This is a genomic window from Rhodovulum euryhalinum (assembly GCF_004342445.1).
GTDB classification, from domain to species: domain Bacteria; phylum Pseudomonadota; class Alphaproteobacteria; order Rhodobacterales; family Rhodobacteraceae; genus Rhodovulum; species Rhodovulum euryhalinum.
This window is the reverse complement of the sequence record NZ_SLWW01000002.1, coordinates 55,997-77,210: the sequence shown is the minus strand read 5'-3', so window position 1 is coordinate 77,210 and position 21,214 is coordinate 55,997. Positions and strand designations below refer to the sequence as shown.

Below are 21,214 nucleotides of genomic sequence, written 5' to 3'. Positions count from 1 at the left end.
GCGGCCGCCGGGACTGGGCTCTGGACGTGACCCGGGCGCCGCCCTAGGCTTGCGCCGGGAGGGGCCGCCATGACGTCAGATCTGCCGGGCTTTGCCCGCGACAGGATCGCCACCAACGGCATCGCGCTGTCGGTGCACCGGGCGGGCCGGGGCGCGCCGCTGATCCTGCTGCACGGGTATCCGCAGAACCATATGTGCTGGCTGAACGTGGCCCCGGCGCTGGCCGAGCGGTTCCACGTCATAATTCCCGACCTGCGCGGTTATGGCGACAGCGATGCGCCGCCCGACGACGCGGCCCACACCGTCTATTCCAAGCGCGAGATGGCGCGCGACATCACCGGGCTGATGGACGCGCTGGGGCTGGGGCGCGCGCATGTGCTGGGCCATGACCGAGGGGCGCGGGTGGCCTATCGGCTGGCGCTGGACCATCCGGGCCGGATCGACCGGCTGGGGATCGTCGAGATCGTTCCGACCGCCGATTTCTGGGCCGCCTGGACGGCGGAGCTTGCGCTGCGGGCCTACCACTGGACCTTCCTCGCCCAGCCCGCGCCTTGGCCCGAGCGGCTGATCGGTGCCGATCCGGTGGGCTATGTGGACCACACGCTGGCAAGCTGGACGCTGGGGAAAACGCTGGACGTGTTCCCGCCCGCGGCGCTCGACGCCTACCGACGGCAGGCCGCCGATCCGGCGCGGATCGCGGCGATGTGTGCCGATTACCGCGCGGGCGCCACCACCGACCGCCGGATCGACGAGGAAGACCGCGCCGCCGGGGCGAGGATCGCGGCGCCCTTGATGTTCCTTTGGGCGGAAACCGGGTTTCCGGCCCAGACCGGACGGCCCGGCGCGCTTTGGCGCGGCTGGGCGGCGGATGTGCGGGACGCGTCCTGCCGATCGGGGCATTTCGCGATGGAAGAGAACCCGCGCGCGGTCCTCGATATCTTTCTGCCGTTCTTTGCAGGGGATCGCTGAGGCCGGATCGCACCCGCCGGCGCATTAACCATGACACGCGAAAGTTGCGCGGAGAAAATCCCGTCGCGCCAGACGTTTGCCGCTTGCATGGTGCCGGAACCCGCCTTCGCAGGGGCGGATGGCCGGAAAAAGACCGATATCCGTTAACCGGTTAACCGAGCCGCCATATTCCCGCCACTATGCCGGGAGTATTCTGGAACGCGGGTGACACTGTCCGTCGGGCGGCGAGTGAGAAATTGCGAAGGATCGCGTGATGATTACTTTGGCAAGTCTTCTGGGCCTGATGATGGTCGGTTCGACCATGGATTTCAGCGAGGCGCTGGATCTCACCAAGGGCGACGACGACGATCAGGCAGACGACGATTCCGACGCGCCCCAGGAAAGAACCCCGGTCTTCGGGTTCGCCTATGCCGATCTCCTGCTTGATGCCGTTCCCGCGGATGACGCCGCCGACCCCGATGCCGCGCTTGCCCGCTACCTCGAGGACGAGGCCGACTTCGACGCGATGGCCGAGGGCGCGCTGGACGAGCCCGCCGCGCCGGCCTGGTCGAGCCTGGACGACTGGCTTGCGCTGACCGATGGCGCGCCGACGCTGATCGACGAATACGACGAGGCCGAGGATGCGCTGTTCGTGGTCTATGATGCCGCGGCCCATCCCGCCCCGGTTCTTTCAGTCGGCCCGTCCGAGACCGGCGAGGACGACGCGATGCTGCTGCTCGACGGGATGCCGCTCGCCATCGTCAGCGGCGGCGCGGGGCTCGATCCCTCGATGGTCGAACTGGTGCCCGAAGCGCAGTTCCCCGCCGCGCTCGCCGCCGGGGCCTGAGCCGCCCGGGCTTGGCCCGCGCCGCGGTCTTGGCTAGGCTGGCGCCATGTCCCAGCACCAGCCGCCCTCCGCGACGCCCGACCAGGCCCGGGCCGACCGCCCCGACAGTGACCTTGCCGCCGAGATCGCGGCGCTCAGGCGCGAGGTCGAGGCGCTGAACGGCCAACGCTTCTTCGTGATCAACGGTTCGGTCCGGCGGCTGGTGGCGGTGCAGTTCCTGCGCGGGGTCGCGATGGGCTTCGGCACGGTCGTGGGCGCGACGGCGCTGGTCTCGGTGATCGCCTTTTCCCTGAGCCAGATCGACTTCATCCCGGTGATCGGCGACTGGGCGGCCGAGATCGCCCGGGAGATCAAGGAAAACGCGACCCCCTGACGCCCCGCCCTTTACAACGCGGCGGCGAATCCCCTATACGCGCCCATCCGTTCCGGACCCGGGACGGGGCATGCTCCACGGGCCCTGCTGGACGACATCCCGGCTTGTGCCATCAACCCTTCGAAAGGAGATCCCGATGTCGATCACGGCCGAAGAAAAGACCCGGCTCATCAAGGAATACGGCACCAAGGACGGCGACACCGGTTCGCCCGAGGTCCAGGTCGCCATCCTGACCAGCCGCATCTCGACGCTGACCGAGCATTTCAAGACCCACAAGAAGGACAACCACTCGCGTCGTGGCCTTTTGATGATGGTCGCCCAGCGCCGCAAGCTGCTGGACTATCTCAAGGGCAAGGAAGAGGCCCGTTATCAGGACCTCATCAAGCGTCTCGGCATCCGCCGCTGAACGCGCCCGACCGCAGATGGATTGCAAACCGCGCCCCTTGGGGCGCGGTTTCGCTTTTGCGGGCCCTTACGGCCTGACGGCAAGCCCCTTCAGCGTCCCGTCCAGCGCGAAGGCGGCCGAGAGGGTGGGGCCTTGCTCGGCCCCGTCGACGGCGAAATCCAGCGTCACCGTGCCCGTGTCGTCGGTCCAGACCGACTGCAGCGCCAAGGAGTTCCAGAGCGCGTCCGCCGAGACCGCGGATTTGCAGGCAAGCTCGGGGAACAGGCCGGCATAGCGTGCCGGTTCGGTATCGAGCCCGTCCAGCAGGTGCCCGCGCACGGTTTCGAGATGCCGGGGCAGCGCGTCGAGAAAGGCCGCCGCCGCCGTCATCGCCGCCCGGTCCCCGACCGTCGCAAGCAGGTCGAGGCCCGCCGGCCGCAACAGACCCGGCCCCACCGGAAGCATTGCCTGCCCATCCTCGAGCCGGATCGTTCCAAACGCTGTCGTTTCCATCGAGATCTCTCCTCGGGTTCGTGGGAAACACCCAATGCTGCACTGCAGCTATGGCGAACAGGTAGCGAAATGACGCGCCGGACACCAAGAGTCCTGTCCGCATACCCGCGTTGCAGAATGTGCGGGGCAACCGCCCTGTCCCGGCCAAACCCTGCCATTAACGACTTCGTCCTTTCCAAACGGCCAAGTTTTCCCTATGTGGCGTGCATCTGAGACGCGGCGCCAGGACCCCGGCGCTCGGAAAAATGGATGGAAGGGGTCGGCGGCAATGCGGCCGCCATTTCAACGGGAGACCCGCAGGGGCGGGAGTGCTCCCTTACAGGATGGACGTATGTTCAACGTAACGACGAAAAGCATGCAGTGGGGGCAAGAGACCCTCACTCTCGAAACGGGCAAGGTTGCCCGTCAGGCCGACGGATCGGTGATCGCCACGCTGGGCGAGACCTCGGTCATGGCCAACGTGACCTTCGCCAAGGAGGCGAAGCCGGGCCAGGACTTCTTTCCGCTGACGGTCCACTACCAGGAAAAATACTATGCCGCGGGCAAGGTGCCCGGCGGCTTCTTCAAGCGCGAGGCGCGTCCGACCGAGAAGGAAACGCTGACCGCCCGCCTCATCGACCGGCCGATCCGGCCGTTGTTCGCGCCGGGCTTCAAGAACGAAGTGCTGGTGATGTGCACCGTGCTGAGCCACGATCTGGTCAACGATCCCGACATCGTGGCGATGATCGCCGCCTCGGCCGCGCTGACGATTTCCGGCGTGCCCTTCATGGGGCCGATCGCGGGCTGCCGGGTTGGGTTTGTGAATGGCGACTACGTCCTCAACCCCGATGTCGAGGACATGCAGAACCTGCGCAACAATCCCGACCAGCGGCTGGATCTCGTGGTGGCCGGCACCCGCGACGCGGTGATGATGGTCGAGTCCGAGGCCTACGAGCTGACCGAGGCCGAGATGCTGGGCGCGGTCACTTTCGCGCACGAGCAGATCAAGCCGGTGATCGACCTCATCGTAGCGCTGGCCGAAGATGCGGCGAAAGAGCCGTTCGACTTCACCCCGCCCGATTATTCCGCGCTCTACGAGGTGGTGAAGGCCGCGGGCGAGGCGCAGATGCGCGCCGCCTACGGCATCCTCGACAAGCAGGAACGCGTGGCCGCGGTCGCCGCCGCCAAGGCCGCGATCAAGGCGACCCTGAGCGAAGAGCAACTGGCCGACCCCAACCTCGATTCCGCGATCAAGAAGCTGGAATCGATGGTGCTGCGCAGCGACGTGGTGAAACACGGCCACCGCATCGACGGCCGCGCGCTGGACAAGGTGCGCCCGATCGTCTGCGAGGTGGGCCTTCTGCCCCGGACCCACGGTTCGGCGCTGTTCACCCGCGGCGAGACGCAGGGCCTGGTCGTCACCACGCTGGGCACCGGCGATGACGAACAGATCATCGACGCGCTGCACGGCAATTTCCGGTCGAACTTCCTGCTGCACTACAACTTCCCGCCCTACTCGGTCGGCGAGGTTGGTCGCGTGGGCAGCCCCGGCCGGCGCGAGATCGGCCACGGGAAACTGGCGTGGCGCGCGCTGCAGGCGGTGCTGCCGGCGCCGACCGACTTCCCCTACACGATCCGCGTGGTGTCCGAGATCACGGAATCGAACGGCTCGTCCTCGATGGCCTCGGTCTGCGGCGGCTCGCTGTCGATGATGGATGCGGGCGTGCCGCTGAAGGCACCGGTCGCGGGCGTCGCGATGGGTCTGGTGCTGGAGGACGACGGATCGTTCGCGATCCTGACCGACATCCTGGGCGACGAGGATCACCTCGGCGACATGGACTTCAAGGTGGCCGGTACCGAGAAGGGCATCACATCCCTGCAGATGGACATCAAGGTGGCGGGCATCACGCCCGCGATCATGGAAAAGGCGCTGGCGCAGGCGAAAGAGGGCCGGTTGCACATCCTGGGCGAGATGTCCAAGGCGCTGTCCTCGGTGGGTGAGTTCAGCGTTCACGCGCCGCGGATCGAGACCATGACGATCCCCACCGACAAGATCCGCGAAGTGATCGGGTCGGGCGGCAAGGTGATCCGCGAGATCGTCGAGGTTTCGGGCGCCAAGGTCGACATCAGCGACGATGGCACCATCAAGATCGCGTCGGCCAATGGCGACGCCATCCAGAAGGCCTATGACATGATCTATTCGATCGTGGCAGAGCCGGAAGAGGGCAAGGTCTACAAGGGCACCGTGGTCAAGATCGTCGATTTCGGCGCCTTCGTGAACTTCTTCGGCAAGCGCGACGGCCTGGTGCATGTCAGCCAGATCGAGAACCGCCGCCTGAACCACCCCTCGGACGTGCTGAAGGAGGGGCAGGAGGTCTGGGTCAAGCTGCTGGGCTTTGACGACCGCGGCAAGGTGCGCCTGTCGATGAAGATGATCGACCAGGCGACCGGCCAGGAGGTCGCCCTCGAAAAGGAAGAAGCCGACGAGTAGGTCCGGCCCCTTCCAAGGCATGCAAAGGCCCCGGGAAACCGGGGCCTTTTTTCGTTGGCCTTGCCCGGGCTGCGGGGAAACGCCCTTGCCTTCGCCCCGGTGCGCGGGGATGGTTCGGGGGATCGGACATGCAATGGGGGAGAGCCATGATCGACCGGCGGGACTTCTACATCGACGGCGCCTGGGTCGCGCCGCGCGCGGGCCGCGACTGCGAGGTGATCGACCCCTCGACCGAGGAGCCGTTCGCGGTGATCGCGCTGGGTGGGCCGGCCGATACCGATGCCGCGGTCGCCGCCGCCCGGGCCGCCCAGCCCGGCTGGGCCGCCACGTCCAGGGCGGAACGGGCCGAGCTTCTGACCCGCATCCTGCAAGCCTACAAGGCGCGCGCCGAGGATCTGGCGCAGGCGATGAGCCGCGAGATGGGCGCGCCCATCGACTTTGCCCGGACCTCGCAGGTTGGCGCGGGTGCGTGGCACATCAAGGGCTTTCTCCACGCGCTGGACATGTTCGAGTTCGACCGGCCGCTGGGATCGCACGCCCCGGGCGACCGCATCCTGATGGACCCGGCGGGTGTCATCGGCATGATCACGCCGTGGAACTGGCCGATGAACCAGGTCACGCTGAAGGTGATCCCGGCGCTGGCCACGGGCTGCACGATGGTGCTGAAACCGTCCGAGATCGCGCCGCTGTCCGCGCTGATTTTCGCCGAGATCCTGCACGAGGCCGGCGTGCCGCCGGGCGTCTTCAACCTGGTGAACGGCGATGGCGCGGGCGTGGGCACGCAGCTTTCGGGCCACCCGGATATCGACATGATCTCGTTCACCGGGTCCACCCGGGCCGGGATCGCGATCTCGAAGAATGCCGCCGACACGCTGAAGCGGGTGCACCTGGAACTGGGCGGCAAGGGCGCCAATCTGATCTTTGCCGATGCCGACGACAAGGCGGTGAAGCGCGGCGTCCTGCACTGCTTCCAGAACACCGGGCAATCCTGCAACGCGCCGACCCGGATGCTGGTCGAACGTTCGGTCTACGATGCGGCGGTGGACACCGCGCGCGCGGTGGCCCAGGCGATGGAGGTCGGGCCCGCCGACAGGGAGGGGCGTCATATCGGCCCGGTGGTCAGCGCCGCGCAGTTCGACCGGATCCAGACGTTGATCCAGAAAGGCATCGACGAGGGCGCGCGGCTGGTCGCGGGCGGCCCCGGGCGGCCCGAGGGGTTCAACCGCGGGTACTTCGTGCGGCCCACGGTCTTTGCCGACGTGACCAACCAGATGACCATCGCGCGCGAGGAAGTCTTTGGCCCGGTGCTGTCGATCATCCCCTTCGAGACCGAGGACGAGGCGGTGGCGATCGCCAACGATACGGAATACGGGCTGACCAACTATGTGCAGTCCGCCGATGGCGCGCGGTGCAACCGGCTGGCGCGGCGGCTGCGGTCCGGCATGGTCGAGATGAACGGTGCCTCGCGCGGGGCGGGCAGCCCGTTCGGCGGCGTGAAACGGTCGGGCAACGGCCGTGAAGGCGGGGTCTGGGGGCTGGAAGAGTTCTGCGAGGTCAAGGCGGTCAGCGGCTGGCATGACGAGGTGCCCCATCACCATCATGGTTCCGGCGGCTGCGACTGCTGCTGAATCGCGCGCCTGCGGCGTCTGCCTTTTGGTGGCGCCCGTTCCGGGCGAGGTCGAGTATTTGGACCAAGAAGAAGCTCAGGCGGATCGCTGTCCTTCAGCGCGCAGACAGACCCGCCGCGGATGGGCCTGTCAGAACGGGCAGGGCACGCGGAAGGCCATGCCCCGGCCGCCATCGGGGTGGCGCAGGCGCAGTTCCTCGGCATGCAGCATCATCCGCGGCGCGTCCCGTGCCGGACCCTCGGCATAGAACGGATCGCCGAGGATCGGGTGGCCCAGTTCCCGCATGTGGACGCGCAACTGGTGGCTGCGGCCGGTGTGGGGCGTGAGGCGCACGCGCGTCGTGTCGCCCTCGTGGCGCAGCACGCGCCAGTCGGTGACGGCGGGTTTGCCGTTTTGATGATCGACCATCTGCAGCGGGCGGTTCGGCCAGTCGACGATCAGCGGCAGGTCGACAGTGCCGGTCCTGGGGTCGAGCCGCCCCCAGAGCCTGGCGACATAGGTCTTCTTCGTCTGGCGCTTCTCGAATTGCAGTCCAAGGTGGCGCTGGGCCTGTGGCGTCAGGGCAAAGATCATCACGCCCGAGGTGTCGCGGTCGAGCCGGTGGACCAGCAGCGCCTCGGGAAAGGCGGCCTGCACCCGCGCCAGCAGGCAGTCGGCCAGATGCGCGCCCTTGCCGGGCACCGAAAGAAGCCCCTGGGGCTTGTTCACGGCCAGCAGGGCGTGATCCTGGTGGATCACCTCGAGCGGCGTGTCGGGGGGCGCGTAGGTCTCGGTCATCGCCTGCGCGGTAGCGGGTTCGGCCGGGGGGCGCAAGCGCCCGCCTCGGGTCAGCGGGCAAAGGTCTGCGCAAGCAGCCGCGCAAGTCCCCGGGCATCGGTGTCGTCGAAGGCGCCGGGCCGGTCGCTGTCGATGTCGAGCACGCCGATCAGCACGCCATCTGCGTCGCGGACAGGCAGGACGATTTCCGACCGCGTCGAGGACGAACAGGCGATATGCCCCGGGAAGGCCTCGACATCGGGGACGATCTGCACCGCGCCGGTGCGCGCCGCAGCCCCGCAGACGCCGCGCGAGAACGGGATGGTCAGGCAGCCATGGCCGCCCTGGTAGGGGCCGATCTTCAACGTCTCGTTGCCGACATTGCGGTAGAACCCCGTCCAGTCGAAGCGATCGTCGGCATGGTGCAACTCGCAGGCCATGGTGGCCATCAGGGCGATCATGTCGGTTTCGCCCTCGGTCAGTGCGGCAAGGGTTTTTTCCATCTCGTCATAGTCGATGCGCATGCGTGTCTCCGGCCCCGGGGGTGGGGGTGGGGGCGCTGCCCCCGTCGCCCTGTCGGGCGACTCCCCCGGAGTATTCTGGCCAAGAAGAAGTCAGGGCCGTTCGATGGCGATGGCCGTGCCTTCGCCGCCGCCGATGCAGATCGCGGCCACGCCGCGCCTGAGCCCTCGCTTTTCCAGCGCATTCAGGAGCGTCACGATGATCCGCGCGCCCGACGCGCCGATCGGGTGGCCCAGCGCGCAGGCGCCGCCGTTTACGTTCACCTTGTCGCGGGGCAGGCCCATCTCGTGCATGAAGGCCATGGGGACGACGGCGAAGGCCTCGTTCACCTCCCAGAGGTCCACGTCGTCCTTTGCCCAGCCGATCCGCGACAGCAGCTTTTGCGCAGCGGGAACGGGGGCGGTGGTGAACCAGCCGGGCGCCTGTGCGTGGCTGGCATGGCCCAGGATGCGGGCGCGAACGGGCAGGCCGCGCGCCTCGGCCTCGGCGCGGGTGGCGAGGATCAGCGCCGCCGCCCCGTCCGAGATCGACGAGGAATTGGCCGGGGTCACGGTGCCGTCCTTGCGGAAGGCGGGCTTCAGTTGCGGGATCTTCTCGGGCCGCGCCTTGGCGGGCTGTTCATCCTCGGTCACCAGCGTCTCGCCCTGGCGCGAGGGGACCGCCACGGGAACGATCTCGCCCTCGAAGGCGCCCGATTTCTGTGCGGCCAGCGCGTTCGAGAGCGAGCCCAGCGCATAGTCGTCCTGCGCCTCGCGGGTGAACTGGAACGTCTCGGCACAGTCCTCGGCAAAGGTGCCCATCAGGCGGCCCTTGTCATAGGCGTCCTCTAGCCCGTCGAGGAACATGTGGTCGATGACCTGGCCATGCCCGATCCGCGCCCCGCCCCGCATCGCGGGCAGCAGGTAGGGGGCGTTGGTCATGCTTTCCATGCCGCCCGCGCAGATCACGGACGCGGCGCCGAGCGCAAGCTGGTCATGCGCCAGCATCACCGTTTTCATCCCCGAGCCGCACATCTTGTTCAGCGTGGTGGCGGGCACATCCTCGCCCAGACCCGCCTTGAACCCCGCCTGGCGGGCGGGCGCCTGGCCCTGGCCCGCGGGCAGGACACAGCCCATCAAGAGCTCGTCCACCGTTTGGACACCGGCCCCCGCCATCGCGGCGCGGATCGCCGCGCCGCCCAGAGTGGGGGCGTCGACATCCGCGAAGACGCCCTGGAACCCGCCCATGGGCGTGCGCGCGGCGCCGCAGATCACAACCTCTTCCATGTCAACCTCCCGCATTTGTCGGCCAACACTTACCGAATGGTAAGGATTGGCGTCTAGCCTCAAGCCCGGATCACAGGAGAGAGGCCGCATGGAACTCCACACCGAAGAGCGCGACGACGCAATCCACGTGGTCGTCGCGGAACCGCGAATCGACTCTGCCGTGGCAATCCGGTTCAAGGACCGAATGCGCGAGGTGACCGCCGATGGCCCGCCGCGTGTCGTCCTGGACCTCGGCGCCGTGGATTTCCTGGACAGCAGCGGGCTTGGCGCTGTTGTCGCCGTGATGAAGTTGCTGGGGCCGGGCCGGACGCTGGAACTTTGCAACCTGACACCCACGGTCGAGAAGGTGTTCCGCCTGACCCGGATGGACCGGGTTTTCACCATCCATCCTGACGCAGAGGCCGCCTTTGCGGACAAACGGTCGATCGCATGACACTTTCGAAACCCTTCCCGGGCGGGATGGGCCGGCCCGCAGATGCGCCATGCGGAGACATGGCCGTCGATCCGGGCGAGGCCACGCCGCTGGTGGTGGAGGCTACGCCCCTCGGCGTGCGCAACGCCCTGGCCGAGATGCGGGCCCGCTTTGCGCCATCCTCACTTGGCCCCGATGCGCTGGGCATGGCCGAGACCGTCCTGGCCGAAGTGCTGAACAACATCGTCGAGCATGCCTACAAACGCGGTGGCGAGGGTCCGATCGAGTTGCGGCTGGAGCGCGCGGGCACCCGTCTCAAGGCCGATGTGCGCGACTATGGCGAACCGATGCCGGGTGGCGTGCTGCCGGGCGGCGTCTTGCCCGAGAGCGACGATCCGGACGAGGGCCCGCCCGAGGGCGGCTTCGGCTGGTTCCTGATCCGTGCGCTGGCCCGTGACCTGTCCTATGTCCGCGAGAACGGGCAGAACCGGCTTTGCTTCTTCGTGCCGCTGGCCGAGGCCTGAACCTCGGGCCGGCGCCCCGGCGCGGGCCTGGCTGTGCGGGACGCGCCTTGGCGCCGCGAAATCGCCCCGATCCGTCCCAGATCGGGCCGCAATGCCCGGGTATGCCGGTTCTGTAGCTGCAAATGGCTTCCCTCGGCGCCGCGACTACAGCCCCCACCCAGTGCGCGGCGCCGAGGTCGTAATCTCCCCCGAAAAGCGCGTTGGCTTCGCCCTCCGTCCGGCCTACCTTCCGGCCCGAATCAAGGGAGGAAAGCATGCGCGATTTCCAGCTTCCGGGCCGCTCGGCCGTCTTCGCCACGAACGGAATCTGCGCCACGTCGCACCCGCTGGCGGCCAAGGTCGCGATCCAGATGCTGGAGGCGGGCGGCAACGCGGTTGACGCCGCGATTGCCGGGGCTGTCCTGCTGGGCATCTGCGAACCCCACATGACCGGGATCGGCGGCGACTGTTTCGTCCTGCTGAAACCGGCCGGCGAGGACCGCATCCTGGCGCTGAACGGGTCGGGCCGGGCGCCCGCGGGGCTGGACGCGGCGGCGCTGCGCGACCGCGGGCTGACCGCGATGCCCATCAATACCGCCGACGCCGTTACCGTGCCGGGTGCGATCGACGCCTTTTGCCGCCTGTCGAAGGACTGGGGCCGCGCCGGTCTGAAGGCCAGCCTTGCGCCCGCGATCCACTATGCCGAGGCGGGCGTTCCCGTGGCGCCGCGCACCGCCTGGGACTGGGGCTGCACCGAAGGGAACCTGCAGGGCGATGCCCGCCGGTTCTACCTGCTGGACGGCGCCGCGCCGCGCCCGGGCCAGGTGTTCCGCGCGCCGATGCAGGCCGAGGTACTACGCCGGATCGCGATGGACGGGCGCGCGGGCTATTACGAGGGCGAGGTTGCCGAGGATATGGTGGCCTCGCTGCGCGCGCTGGGCGGCACGCACACGCTGGACGATTTCGCCGCCACCGCCTGCGACTGGACCGAGCCGGTCTGCGGCACCTACAAGGGCATCGAACTGGTCGAGCATCCGCCGAACGGCCAGGGTGCGACCGCGATCCTGATGGCGAACATCCTGTCGCATTTCGACCTTCCGAACATGGACCCGCTGGGCGCCCAGCGCGCCCATGTCGAGGCCGAGGCGGCGAAGCTTGCCTATGATGCGCGCAACCGCTTCATCGCCGATCCCGCGCACATGACCCGGCTGGACCACATGCTGTCACCCGAGACCGCCGTGCGGCTGGCCGCGCTGATCGACCCCGGCCGGGCAATGGACAGCCCCGCGGCGCTGTCGGAATCGGTCCACAAGGACACGATCTACCTGACGGTGGTCGACAAGGACCGGATGGCGGTCTCGCTGATCTATTCTGTGTTCCACGCCTTCGGCTCGGGCCTGGCCTCGGCAAAGTTCGGCATCAACTTCCAGAACCGCGGCGCGGGCTTTACCCTCGCCGAGGGTCATCCGAACGAGGCGGCGGGCGGCAAGCGGCCGATGCACACGATCATCCCCGCGATGCTTCGCAAGGACGGCAAGGTGATGATGCCCTTCGGCGTGATGGGCGGGGCCTACCAGGCGAACGGGCATGCCCGGTTCCTGACCAACGTCGTCGATTACGGCATGCACCCGCAGCAGGCGATCGACGCGCCCCGCAGTTTCACCGATGCCGGCCAGATGCAGGTCGAACGCGGCTATACCGACGCGGCGCGCGCCGAACTGGCCGCGATGGGCCATCAGGTCGTGATCCCCGACGTGCCGATCGGCGGTGCCCAGGCGATCCTGATCGACGAGAAAACGGGCGTCCTGCAGGGCGCGTCCGACCCGCGCAAGGATGGCTGCGCGCTGGGCTACTAGGCCCGGCGCCCGCCTCAGTTCAACTGGAATTGCAGGGGGTAATGCCCATCCTCGAACTCGCCGAACAGATCGGCGAGGTCGGGGTGGTCCACCGGCTCGCCGGTGTCGTCGGGCACGAGGTTCTGCTCGGACACGTAGGCCACGTAATAGCTGTGGTCGTTCTCAGCCAGCAGGTGGTAGAATGGCTGATCCTTGGCGGGGCGGCTTTCCTCGGGGATTGCTTCGTACCATTCGTCGGTGTTCGAGAACATCGCATCCACGTCGAACACAACCCCCCGGAAGGGATGCTTCCGATGGCGGACAACCTGTCCGAGTCCGTATTTCGCGCGCGCCGTCCGCATCATGCCTAAACCCTCACACCGCCACATTAATGCCGCAAGTGCGGCGATGTCCATGCGGCAGGGCGCTAGCGCGGGAAACAGATTGTGAACCTGTCCCCCACAGTGGCGCAGGGCGGTGCGCCAGAGATCGGCAGGTGCAAGGCGGGCCGCAGCTCTCGGATTTCTGATCTGGACGGTGCGCCAAGGCGTTTTCCCCTGCGCGGATTTCGCCTATAGTCGACCCAACAAAAAAAGAAAACGAGGCTGGGGCAGATGAGCAGGGTCCTTCTCGTGGCGGTGGTTCTGGCGCTTGCGGGCTGCGGAGGTGGCTATTCGCCACCGCGCGACCTTGACAACGCATGCGGCATCGCGCGCGAGCGTCCGAAATATGTGCGCGCCATGGAGCGGGCCGAACGGCGCTGGGGCGTTCCCGTCCACGTGCAGATGGCGATGATCCATCAGGAGAGCAAGTTCGTGGGCAATGCCCGCACGCCGCACCAGTATGTGCTGGGGATCATCCCGATGGGGCGGCAAAGCTCGGCCTATGGCTATGCGCAGGCGATCGACGGCACCTGGGACGATTACCGCCGCGACACGGGCAACCGCGGCGCCCGGCGCGACGACATCTTCGATGCGACCGATTTCATGGGCTGGTACATGACGCGCACGCGCGACCGGCTGGGCATCCCGCTTTCGGATGCGCGCCACCAGTACCTGGCCTATCACGAGGGCCAGACGGGCTATGCGCGCGGCAGCCATGCCGGCAAGCCGTGGCTGCTGGCCGTCGCGGGCCGGGTCGAGGCGAGGGCCGGGGTCTATCGCAGCCAGATGTCGACCTGCGGTCTGTAGGGCGGCAGGACGCGCCGGATGCCTAGTGCACGTCCGGCGCGTTCGGGCGGCGGACAATGCGCTCGGGCTGGGGAAGCCCGGCTTCGGCGGCGATCTCGAACCGGGACTTGCGGGCCCGTTCGGTGGCCGATTTCAACTGGCCACAGGCGGCCATGATGTCCTCGCCGCGGGGGGTGCGGATCGGGCTGGCATAGCCTGCCTTGTACAGGATGTCGGCAAAGGCCTCGATCCGGTCCCAGTCGGACCGCTGATAGGGTGCGCCGGGCCATTCGTTGAACGGGATCAGGTTGATCTTGGCCGGGATGCCGGCGATCAGCTTGACCAGCCGGCGGGCATCCGCGTCGCTGTCGTTCACCCCTTTCAGCATCACGTATTCAAAGGTGATCCGCTCGGAATTCGACAGTTTGGGATAGGCTCTCAGCGCCTCGAACAGTTGGGCCAGCGGGTATTTCCTGTTGATCGGCACCAGTTCGTTGCGCAACTCGTCGGTGGTGGCGTGCAGGGACACCGCCAGCAGGCAGCCGATCTCCGTGGCGGTGCGCCCGATTTCCGGCACCACGCCCGAGGTCGACAGCGTGATCCGGCGGCGCGAGAGCGAGATCCCCTCGCCATCCATCGTGATCTTCATCGCGTCGCGGACGGAATCGAAATTGTAAAGCGGCTCGCCCATGCCCATCAGCACGATGTTCGAGATCAGCCGCGTCTCGTCCTTCGGCGCGCGGCCGGGTTCGGGCCATTCGCCCAGATCGTCGCGGGCCAGCATGATCTGGCCGACGATTTCCGCCGCAGTCAGGTTCCGGACCAGCCGCTGGGTGCCGGTGTGGCAGAAGGTGCATGTCAGCGTGCAGCCCACCTGGCTGGAAATGCAGAGCGTGCCGCGCCCCTCCTCGGGGATGTACACCACCTCGACCTCGTGGCCGCCGGCGATGCGCACCAGGTACTTGCGCGTGCCGTCGGCCGAGACGGTGCGGGTGACGACCTCGGGCACCTCGATCGTGAAATGGTCCTTGAGCCGCGCGCGGTAGTCCTTGGCAAGGTTCGACATCTCGTCGAAATCGCGCACGCCCTTCTGGTAGATCCACTGCCAGACCTGCACCTCGCGCATCCGGGCCTGATGCTCGGGCGTGCCTGCATCGACCAGCGCTGCGCGCAACTGGGGCCGGGTCAGACCCACGAGGTTCCGGCGCGCGGGCTCTGTGAGCTTGCGCGGGATCGGCATCACCTCGGGCGTGATCGGCGGGCTCGCGGTCATCTTGCGCGTCTCCATCGGGTAAGGCGCCCCGTATATGGGATTCGCCGCCCGAAATAAACATCCCGCAGGCGCGGGGGCGCCTGCGGGATGTCAGTCCTGCGGCGGGCTTACTTGGCGCAGCGGCGTTCCGCTTCTTCCATCGCGGCGGTAAAGCCCATCAGCGAGAAGGTGTCCTTGGTCTGTGTCCCGCGCGACGAGCGCGCGGTGACCACCGCCTCGGCACCACCCTTCATCGCGGCCAGCAGCTTGGCGTCGTCGTCCTTGGACGCGGGCCAGGCCCATTCGCCGTCTGCGAACAGATCGAAGCTTGCGTCTCCGATCTGGACCGTCACGGTCGAGCCGTCCGCGAAGGGATAGCCGCCGGTAAACGACACCTCGCCCGCCGCGCCCGCGCCGGGCCGGAAGGTCACGAACAGCAGGATCTCGCCCCGCCGCACCGAGACCACGCGCCCGTCGCGGGTGTTCACCGTTTCCTTCGGCGGCGAGACGCCCCAGCACTCGGTCGGGTCGGTCTCGACAAAGACGTTCCAGTCGGTCTTGACCGCGACGTTGTTGGTCGATTCCGACTGCGCCTGGGCCGCCACGGCCCACAGTGCCATCATCCCGCCCGCAAGGGCCGTTCGCATCAGGGAATTCATCGTCGATACAGCCTCCAGCCGTGATTGCCTCTCTGCCCGCCCGTCCGGCCGTTCGTCCGACCGCTTTTCCGATGGCTGGCCCTATGCAACTCGATACGCGCAGCCTAGCCTGACCGCGCAGGGAAGTGAAATCCCTCATGGCACAAAATCGCGTGGGCTTGAAGGGGAGGCGGATCATGGCCGGGACGGTCGCGATGGTCGAGGTCTGGCGCGGCGGCATGGCCGAGTCGCGCCATCGCGGGCATGCGGTGATCTGCGACGCGGCCGGCGCCGTGGTCGAGTCCTGGGGCGATCCCGGTGCGGTGATCCTGCCGCGATCCTCGGTCAAGATGATCCAGGCGCTGCCGCTGGTTGAAAGCGGTGCGGCCGACGCGGCGGGGCTGGGCCCCGAGGACCTGGCGCTGGCCTGCGCCTCGCACGAGGGCGCGCCGGTGCACGTGACCCGGGTGGCCGCCTGGCTACAAGGGCTGGGCCTGTCCGAGGCCGATCTGCGCTGCGGCGCCCAGCCCACGCGTGACCCGGCCGAACGCAAGCGGATGCTGATCGCCGGCGAGGCCCCCTGCCAGTTGCACAACAACTGCTCGGGCAAGCATGCGGGGTTCCTGACGCTGGCGCGCCACCTTGGTGCGGGGCCGGACTATGTCGACCCCGGCCACCCGGTGCAGCGCGCGGTGCGCGCGGCCTTCGAGGATGTCACGGGGCAGGCAAGCCCCCGCTTCGGCATCGACGGCTGTTCGGCCCCGAACTTTGCCACCACGATGCACGGCCTCGCCCGCGCCATGGCGTTCTTCGCCGGTGCCCGCGCCGATGCGGGGGATGCGCGCAGCCGGGCCGCCGCGCGCCTGGTCGAGGCGATGAGGACCTTTCCCGAGCTTGTCGCGGGCGAGGGGCGGGCCTGCACCGAACTGATGCGCGCCATGGGCGGCAGCGTCGCGGTCAAGACCGGTGCCGAGGGCGTCTTCGTCGCGATCCTGCCCGACCGGGGCCTTGGCGTCGCGGTCAAGATCGAGGACGGCGCGACCCGCGCCTCCGAGGCCGCGATCACCGGTCTGCTGGTCCGCCTGGGCGTGCTTGACCCCGCGCACCCGGCCGCGCGGCGGCGCCTGGGCGATCCGATCCGCAACTGGCGCGGCATCGAGACAGGGGAAATCCGGCTGGCGCCCGGTTTCGCCTGAAGTCGCTCTTGCCATCGGGCGGGCGTCAGTCTCAGACTGGCACGCAACCCGGGTGAGGATCCCATGAGCGAAACCCTTCTCGACCGCCGCGCCCGGCTGATGGGGCCGAACGTGCCCACCTTCCATGCCCAGCCGGTCCACATCGTGCGCGGCGAGGGCGTATGGCTCTGGGACGCGGATGGGCGGCGCTATCTCGACTGCTACAACAACGTGCCCCATGTCGGCCATTGCCACCCCCGCGTGGTCGAGGCGATCGCCCGGCAGGCGGCGACGCTGAACACCCATACGCGCTATCTGCACACCGCCATCCTGGACTATATCGAGCGGCTGACCGCGACGCTGGGCCACGGGCTGTCCCAGGCGATCATGGTCTGCACCGGGTCCGAGGCGAACGACGTGGCGCTGCGCATGGCGCAGGCGGCCACCGGTGCGCGCGGGCTGATCGCGACCGACAACACCTATCATGGCAACACCGCGGCGGTCAGCCAGCTGTCCACACGGCGCCCGCCAATCGGCGGCTATCCGGCCCATGTCCGCCTTGTCCCCGCCCCCGAAAGCCTGAAGCCGCTGGGCGGCAGCGCCGAGGCGCAGGCCGCCGCCTTCACCGCCAGCATCGCGCATGCCATCGCCGAACTGGAAGACTCGGGCCACGGCTTTGCGGGCTTCATGCTGTGTCCCTTCTTTGCGAACGAGGGCTTTCCAACGCTGCCCAGGGGGTTTCTCGATCCCGCGGTCGCGGTGATCCGGCGCGCGGGCGGTCTGATCCTGGCCGACGAGGTGCAGCCGGGGTTCGGCCGTCTGGGCGATGCGTTCTGGGGGCACGAGCGGCTGGGATTTGCGCCCGATGTGGTGACGCTGGGCAAGCCGATGGCGAACGGCCACCCGGTCGGCGCGGTGGTGACGCGGCCCGACATCATGGCCGATTTCCGCACCGCCTTCGGCTATTTCAACACCTTCGGCGGCAACCCCGTCTCGGCCGCCGCCGCGCTGGCCACGCTGGATGTGCTGGAGGAGGAGGGGCTGGTCGCGAATGCCCGCGATGTCGGCGCCCACCTGCTGGCCCGGCTGCGCGCACTGCGACACCCGCTGCTGGCCGAGGCGCGGGGCGCGGGCCTGTTCCTGGGGGCTGAATTCGCCCATCCGGACCACACCCCCGCCACCGGTTTCGCCGAACGGCTGGTCGAGGGGCTGCGCCAGCGCGGGATCCTGGCGGGCCGCATCGGGCGTCAGATGAACACGCTGAAGATCCGCCCGCCGATGCCGTTTTCGCGCGACAATGCCGATCTCCTTGTCGATACGCTCGACGAGGTGCTGGCCACCACGGAGGAAACCGCATGACCGAGGCCGAGGCCCTGATACTGGCCGAGGAAGCCATCCGGCACTGGGCCGGATGCGCGAGCCCTTGCCCGATCTCGCACCGCGAGAATGCGGTGTTCGCCGTGACCCTGCCCGATGCCGGCCGCGGCGTGCTGCGGCTTCACCGCCGCGGCTATCAGAGCGAAGAGGCGATCCGGTCGGAACTGTGGTGGATGGACGGGCTGGCCGAGGCCGGGCTTTGCGTTCCCCGCCCGCAGCGGACCGCCGACGGCGCGCTTCTGGCGCAGCTTGCGGACGGGCGCATCGCCTCGGTGCTGGGCTGGGTCGAGGGCCGGCCGCTCGGCGCGGGCGGTGAACCGCTGGAGGGTGCGCCCGACGACCAGATGCGCCACTTTGCCAGCATCGGGCGGACCGTCGCGCAGGTCCATGTGGCGGCCGACCGGCTGAGCCTGCCGGCGTGGTTTTCCCGGCCGCATTGGGACATCGACGGCCTGCTGGGTGCCGCTCCCTTCTGGGGCCGGTTCTGGGATCACCCGGCCGCCAGCGAGGCCGAGGCGATCCTGTTGCAGGAGGCGCGCCGCTTCGCGCGCGAGCGGCTGTCCGACTATGCCGCCGCCGGCGCCGACCAGGGGCTGATCCACGCCGACCTGATGCGCGAGAACATCCTGTTCGACGGCCCCCACGCGCATCTGATCGACTTCGACGATTGCGGCTTCGGCTTTCGGCTGTACGACCTCGGCACGGCGCTGGCGCAGAACCTCGAGGAGCCTGCGCTGGACGCGATCGCCACGGGGCTGGTCGAGGGCTATGCCACGCTACGCCCGCTGACCGATGACGACCTCGCGATGCTGCCGGTCTTCGTGATGCTGCGCACGCTGGCCTCGGTGGGCTGGACCATGCCGCGGCTGGCCCCCGGCGATCCGCGCATCCGCGCCTATCTCAACCGCGCGGTGCGCACGTCGCACGCGGTGCTGGAGGGGTTGGTGCTGTTCCGCATCGGCTGATTGCCGGCGGCCGGGCGATCCCGAGGCTGCCGCGCCCCGGCAAGCGCGTTCAGACCACCACCGCCCGCCGCTGCTGGACCCCCACGCCGAACACGCGCTTGTAGCGTTCGATCTCGTCCTCGGGGCCCATCGCCTTGTTGGGGTTGTCCGACAGCTTGACGGTGGGCCGTCCGTTCGCGCTGACCGCCTTGCAGACCAGGCTGAAGGGCGCCAGCGCGTCCCCCGGCACAAGCCCGCGGAAATCGTTGGTCAGCAGCGTGCCCCAGCCAAAGCTGATCTTGGCCCGGCCCGCGAACCGCTTGTGCAAGTCCAGGATCACGTCGACGTCCAGCCCGTCGGAGAAGATGATCAGCTTCTGCCGCGGATCCTCGCCACGCTCCTTCCACCAGGCGATGGCGGTCTCGGCGCCTTCGGCCGGATCGCCGGAATCGATGCGGATGCCGGTCCAGCCCGCCAGCCAGTCGGGCGCGTTCTTCAGGAATCCCGTTGTGCCGAAGGTGTCGGGCAGGATGATCCGCAGGTTGCCCTCGTGTTCCTCGTGCCAGTCGGCAAGCACCCGGTAGGGGGCCTGGCGCAGTTCCGCGTCGGTTTCGGCCAGCGCGGCATAGACCATGGGCAACTCGTGGGCATTGGTGCCGATCGCCTCGATGTCGCGGCGCATCGCGATCAGGCAATTCGAGGTGCCGACGAATTTCGGCCCCAGCCCCTCGATCATCGCCTGCACGCACCAGTCCTGCCACAGGAAGGAATGGCGCCGCCGCGTGCCGAAATCGGCGAGTTTCAGCCCCTCGACGGGCCGCAGGCGTTCGATCTTTTCCCAGAGCTTGGTCATCGCCCGGGCGTACAGGACCTGCAGCTCGAACTTGCCCATCCGTTCCAGCACCGCGCGGCCGCGCAGTTCCATCAGCACGGCGAGTGCGGGGATCTCCCACATCATCACCTCGGGCCAGCGCCCCTCGAAGGTCAGTTCATACTGCCCGTCGCGCTTTTCCAGGTGGTAGGGCGGCAATTGCAGGTTCTCGTACCACTCCATGAAATCGGGGCGAAACATCTGGCGCTTGCCGTAGAAGGTGTTGCCGCGCAGCCAGGTGCTTTCGCCGCGGGTCAGGCGCAGCGTGCGGATATGGTCCAGCTGTTCGCGCAGCTCGCCCTCGTCGATCAGGTCCGCAAGCCGGATCCCGGTGGTCCGGTTGATCAGCGAGAAACTGACATGGGTATCGGGCCGGTTGCGGAACACCGACTGGCACATCAGAAGCTTGTAGAAATCGGTATCCAGCAGCGACCGGACGATCGGGTCGATCTTCCATTTGTGGTTGTAGACCCGCGTGGCGATGTCCGCCATGGTCAGGGCTCCAGCACGATATTCGCATCCAGCATCGCCTGGCGCGCATCTTCCAGCGAGCCGTGCAGGTCGATCCCGCGGCAGGCGCCCTCGATCACCGTGACCGCATAGCCCAGCCGCGCCGCGTCGAGTGCCGAGTAGAGCACGCAGAAATCGGTGGCGAGGCCGACCATCGTCAGGTGGTCGATCCCCCTGGCCGAAAGATAGTCGTCAAGCCCGGTGGGCGTTTCGTGGTCGTTCTCGAAAAAGGCGGAATAGCTGTCGATCTCGGGGCGAAAGCCCTTCTGCACGATGTGGTCGGCCTTCGCGATGTCGAGATCGGGGTGGAATTCGGCGCCCCTGGTGCCCTGCACGCAATGGGCCGGCCACAGGATCTGCGGCCCGTAGGGCATCTCGATCACCTCGTGGGGCTGCTTGCCCGGATGGTTGACGGCAAAGGACGCGTGGTCGGCCGGGTGCCAGTCCTGGGTCAGGACGCGGGTCTGGAACTCGTCCAGCAGGGCGTTGATCTGGGGCACGATCTGTTCGCCACCGGGCACGGCAAGCGCGCCCCCGGTGCAGAAATCGTTCTGCACGTCGATCACGATCAGGGCTTCGTTGGCGGGTCGCATGGGCCGTCCTCCGGTCGCTGTCGGTCCTTGGGGTTAAGGGGCTGCCCCCCTCAGGTCAATGCCCCGCTCTTGCCGCACCCCGGCGCGCGCGTCCGGCCGGGCCCCGCTGCATCCGGCCGGGCCGCTGCGCCAAGAGCTTAACAGCCCGGGGCTCCGGCGTCGATTCCCGGGCCGATCGGTGCCGGACTGGACGGCGCGGGCGGCAGGGCTAGAGTTGTTCCAGTTGAA

General features: G+C 68.2%; 22 protein-coding genes. 13 read left to right on the top strand and 9 right to left on the bottom strand.

Translation table 11 applies throughout. The annotated features are described in order from the left end of the window. Positions 1-69: 69 nt before the first annotated feature. The 4 genes from EV655_RS02635 to rpsO all read left to right on the top strand — a co-directional run bounded on the left by EV655_RS02635 (position 70) and on the right by rpsO (position 2,574). Complete coding sequence (locus tag EV655_RS02635) at positions 70-969, top strand: alpha/beta fold hydrolase (protein WP_132541414.1); 900 nt, start codon at positions 70-72, stop codon at positions 967-969. A gap of 253 nt (positions 970-1,222) precedes the next feature. Beyond that, a complete protein-coding gene (locus EV655_RS02630; protein WP_132541411.1) occupies positions 1,223-1,795 on the top strand; it encodes a hypothetical protein in 573 nt (190 codons plus the stop codon). A 46-nt stretch (positions 1,796-1,841) separates the two neighbouring features. Further along, complete coding sequence (locus EV655_RS02625; protein WP_165905246.1) at positions 1,842-2,168, top strand: DUF5665 domain-containing protein; 327 nt, start codon at positions 1,842-1,844, stop codon at positions 2,166-2,168. Between the two features lie 136 nt (positions 2,169-2,304). After that, entirely contained in the window at positions 2,305-2,574 is a 270-nt protein-coding gene (gene rpsO / locus EV655_RS02620) for a 30S ribosomal protein S15 (RefSeq protein WP_132541408.1), read from the top strand. A gap of 66 nt (positions 2,575-2,640) precedes the next feature. On the opposite strand, the gene EV655_RS02615 is transcribed toward rpsO, so the two are convergent. Continuing rightward, a complete protein-coding gene (locus EV655_RS02615) occupies positions 2,641-3,066 on the bottom strand; it encodes a hypothetical protein (protein WP_132541405.1) in 426 nt (141 codons plus the stop codon). 331 nt (positions 3,067-3,397) lie between these two features. Here EV655_RS02615 and pnp point away from each other — a divergent pair, with 331 nt between their 5' ends. After that, on the top strand, positions 3,398-5,536 hold the full coding sequence (gene pnp, locus EV655_RS02610) for a polyribonucleotide nucleotidyltransferase (RefSeq protein WP_132541402.1): 2,139 nt from the start codon (positions 3,398-3,400) through the stop codon (positions 5,534-5,536). 146 nt (positions 5,537-5,682) lie between these two features. Then, the gene (locus EV655_RS02605) at positions 5,683-7,164 is read left to right on the top strand and encodes an aldehyde dehydrogenase family protein (protein ID WP_132541399.1); all 1,482 of its coding nucleotides are present in this window, start codon (positions 5,683-5,685) and stop codon (positions 7,162-7,164) included. Between the two features lie 129 nt (positions 7,165-7,293). Here the strand turns inward: EV655_RS02605 and EV655_RS02600 are convergent, their stop codons facing one another. The 3 genes from EV655_RS02600 to EV655_RS02590 form a co-directional block, all read right to left on the bottom strand. Beyond that, the gene (locus tag EV655_RS02600) at positions 7,294-7,941 is read right to left on the bottom strand and encodes an RluA family pseudouridine synthase (protein ID WP_132541396.1); all 648 of its coding nucleotides are present in this window, start codon (positions 7,939-7,941) and stop codon (positions 7,294-7,296) included. Positions 7,942-7,991: 50 nt separating this feature from the next. Further along, complete coding sequence (locus EV655_RS02595; protein WP_132541393.1) at positions 7,992-8,444, bottom strand: GAF domain-containing protein; 453 nt, start codon at positions 8,442-8,444, stop codon at positions 7,992-7,994. A 90-nt stretch (positions 8,445-8,534) separates the two neighbouring features. Continuing rightward, positions 8,535-9,707, bottom strand: a complete 1,173-nt coding sequence (locus EV655_RS02590; protein ID WP_132541390.1) for an acetyl-CoA C-acyltransferase — start codon at positions 9,705-9,707, stop codon at positions 8,535-8,537. Between the two features lie 88 nt (positions 9,708-9,795). On the opposite strand from EV655_RS02590, the gene EV655_RS02585 reads away from it, so the two are divergent. The 3 genes from EV655_RS02585 to EV655_RS02575 all read left to right on the top strand — a co-directional run bounded on the left by EV655_RS02585 (position 9,796) and on the right by EV655_RS02575 (position 12,478). Further along, positions 9,796-10,140, top strand: coding sequence for an STAS domain-containing protein (locus EV655_RS02585; protein WP_132541387.1), 345 nt, complete (start codon positions 9,796-9,798; stop codon positions 10,138-10,140). 59 nt (positions 10,141-10,199) lie between these two features. Beyond that, complete coding sequence (locus EV655_RS02580; protein WP_165905245.1) at positions 10,200-10,643, top strand: ATP-binding protein; 444 nt, start codon at positions 10,200-10,202, stop codon at positions 10,641-10,643. 254 nt (positions 10,644-10,897) lie between these two features. After that, positions 10,898-12,478 carry a gamma-glutamyltransferase family protein gene (locus EV655_RS02575; RefSeq protein WP_132541381.1) on the top strand — a complete coding sequence of 527 codons (1,581 nt, stop codon included), beginning with the start codon at positions 10,898-10,900 and terminating at the stop codon, positions 12,476-12,478. Positions 12,479-12,492: 14 nt separating this feature from the next. On the opposite strand, the gene hspQ is transcribed toward EV655_RS02575, so the two are convergent. Continuing rightward, on the bottom strand, positions 12,493-12,819 hold the full coding sequence (hspQ, locus tag EV655_RS02570) for a heat shock protein HspQ (protein ID WP_424511295.1): 327 nt from the start codon (positions 12,817-12,819) through the stop codon (positions 12,493-12,495). 252 nt (positions 12,820-13,071) lie between these two features. Here hspQ and EV655_RS02565 point away from each other — a divergent pair, with 252 nt between their 5' ends. After that, positions 13,072-13,647: a transglycosylase SLT domain-containing protein gene (locus EV655_RS02565; protein WP_132541375.1), complete on the top strand. Its 576-nt coding sequence runs from the start codon at positions 13,072-13,074 to the stop codon at positions 13,645-13,647. 22 nt (positions 13,648-13,669) lie between these two features. Here EV655_RS02565 and rlmN read toward each other — a convergent pair whose 3' ends face one another. Then, positions 13,670-14,899, bottom strand: a complete 1,230-nt coding sequence (gene rlmN / locus EV655_RS02560; protein WP_132541372.1) for a dual-specificity RNA methyltransferase RlmN — start codon at positions 14,897-14,899, stop codon at positions 13,670-13,672. A 107-nt stretch (positions 14,900-15,006) separates the two neighbouring features. Then, on the bottom strand, positions 15,007-15,525 hold the full coding sequence (locus EV655_RS02555; RefSeq protein ID WP_132541369.1) for an invasion associated locus B family protein: 519 nt from the start codon (positions 15,523-15,525) through the stop codon (positions 15,007-15,009). 188 nt (positions 15,526-15,713) lie between these two features. On the opposite strand from EV655_RS02555, the gene EV655_RS02550 reads away from it, so the two are divergent. The 3 genes from EV655_RS02550 (at position 15,714) to EV655_RS02540 (ending at position 19,033) form a co-directional block, all read left to right on the top strand. After that, positions 15,714-16,712, top strand: a complete 999-nt coding sequence (locus EV655_RS02550; RefSeq protein WP_243644966.1) for an asparaginase — start codon at positions 15,714-15,716, stop codon at positions 16,710-16,712. A gap of 63 nt (positions 16,713-16,775) precedes the next feature. Then, entirely contained in the window at positions 16,776-18,050 is a 1,275-nt protein-coding gene (locus EV655_RS02545) for an aspartate aminotransferase family protein (RefSeq protein ID WP_132541366.1), read from the top strand. Further along, positions 18,047-19,033 (top strand): phosphotransferase enzyme family protein, encoded by a 987-nt coding sequence (locus EV655_RS02540; RefSeq protein WP_132541363.1) that lies wholly within the window; start codon positions 18,047-18,049, stop codon positions 19,031-19,033. The genes EV655_RS02545 and EV655_RS02540 overlap by 4 nt, the downstream gene beginning before the upstream one ends. 49 nt (positions 19,034-19,082) lie before the next feature. Here EV655_RS02540 and pncB read toward each other — a convergent pair whose 3' ends face one another. Beyond that, positions 19,083-20,375, bottom strand: a complete 1,293-nt coding sequence (gene pncB, locus EV655_RS02535; RefSeq protein WP_132541360.1) for a nicotinate phosphoribosyltransferase — start codon at positions 20,373-20,375, stop codon at positions 19,083-19,085. A 2-nt stretch (positions 20,376-20,377) separates the two neighbouring features. Further along, on the bottom strand, positions 20,378-20,986 hold the full coding sequence (pncA, locus tag EV655_RS02530; protein ID WP_132541357.1) for a bifunctional nicotinamidase/pyrazinamidase: 609 nt from the start codon (positions 20,984-20,986) through the stop codon (positions 20,378-20,380). Positions 20,987-21,214 lie beyond the last annotated feature (228 nt).

Bases quoted from the DNA above. Each gene is read 5' to 3' on its own strand.
- EV655_RS02590 (WP_132541390.1), bottom strand. From the start codon at position 9,707: ATGGAAGAGGTTGTGATCTGCGGCGCCGCGCGCACGCCCATGGGCGGG.
- rlmN (WP_132541372.1), bottom strand. From the start codon at position 14,899: ATGACCGCGAGCCCGCCGATCACGCCCGAGGTGATGCCGATCCCGCGC.
- pnp (WP_132541402.1), top strand. From the start codon at position 3,398: ATGTTCAACGTAACGACGAAAAGCATGCAGTGGGGGCAAGAGACCCTC.
- pncA (WP_132541357.1), bottom strand. From the start codon at position 20,986: ATGCGACCCGCCAACGAAGCCCTGATCGTGATCGACGTGCAGAACGAT.
- EV655_RS02595 (WP_132541393.1), bottom strand. From the start codon at position 8,444: ATGCGCATCGACTATGACGAGATGGAAAAAACCCTTGCCGCACTGACC.
- rpsO (WP_132541408.1), top strand. From the start codon at position 2,305: ATGTCGATCACGGCCGAAGAAAAGACCCGGCTCATCAAGGAATACGGC.
- EV655_RS02635 (WP_132541414.1), top strand. From the start codon at position 70: ATGACGTCAGATCTGCCGGGCTTTGCCCGCGACAGGATCGCCACCAAC.
- EV655_RS02545 (WP_132541366.1), top strand. From the start codon at position 16,776: ATGAGCGAAACCCTTCTCGACCGCCGCGCCCGGCTGATGGGGCCGAAC.
- EV655_RS02625 (WP_165905246.1), top strand. From the start codon at position 1,842: ATGTCCCAGCACCAGCCGCCCTCCGCGACGCCCGACCAGGCCCGGGCC.
- EV655_RS02550 (WP_243644966.1), top strand. From the start codon at position 15,714: ATGGCCGGGACGGTCGCGATGGTCGAGGTCTGGCGCGGCGGCATGGCC.
- EV655_RS02555 (WP_132541369.1), bottom strand. From the start codon at position 15,525: ATGCGAACGGCCCTTGCGGGCGGGATGATGGCACTGTGGGCCGTGGCG.
- EV655_RS02580 (WP_165905245.1), top strand. From the start codon at position 10,200: ATGGCCGTCGATCCGGGCGAGGCCACGCCGCTGGTGGTGGAGGCTACG.
- EV655_RS02565 (WP_132541375.1), top strand. From the start codon at position 13,072: ATGAGCAGGGTCCTTCTCGTGGCGGTGGTTCTGGCGCTTGCGGGCTGC.
- EV655_RS02575 (WP_132541381.1), top strand. From the start codon at position 10,898: ATGCGCGATTTCCAGCTTCCGGGCCGCTCGGCCGTCTTCGCCACGAAC.
- EV655_RS02605 (WP_132541399.1), top strand. From the start codon at position 5,683: ATGATCGACCGGCGGGACTTCTACATCGACGGCGCCTGGGTCGCGCCG.
- EV655_RS02615 (WP_132541405.1), bottom strand. From the start codon at position 3,066: ATGGAAACGACAGCGTTTGGAACGATCCGGCTCGAGGATGGGCAGGCA.
- hspQ (WP_424511295.1), bottom strand. From the start codon at position 12,819: ATGCGGACGGCGCGCGCGAAATACGGACTCGGACAGGTTGTCCGCCAT.
- EV655_RS02630 (WP_132541411.1), top strand. From the start codon at position 1,223: ATGATTACTTTGGCAAGTCTTCTGGGCCTGATGATGGTCGGTTCGACC.
- EV655_RS02600 (WP_132541396.1), bottom strand. From the start codon at position 7,941: ATGACCGAGACCTACGCGCCCCCCGACACGCCGCTCGAGGTGATCCAC.
- pncB (WP_132541360.1), bottom strand. From the start codon at position 20,375: ATGGCGGACATCGCCACGCGGGTCTACAACCACAAATGGAAGATCGAC.
- EV655_RS02585 (WP_132541387.1), top strand. From the start codon at position 9,796: ATGGAACTCCACACCGAAGAGCGCGACGACGCAATCCACGTGGTCGTC.
- EV655_RS02540 (WP_132541363.1), top strand. From the start codon at position 18,047: ATGACCGAGGCCGAGGCCCTGATACTGGCCGAGGAAGCCATCCGGCAC.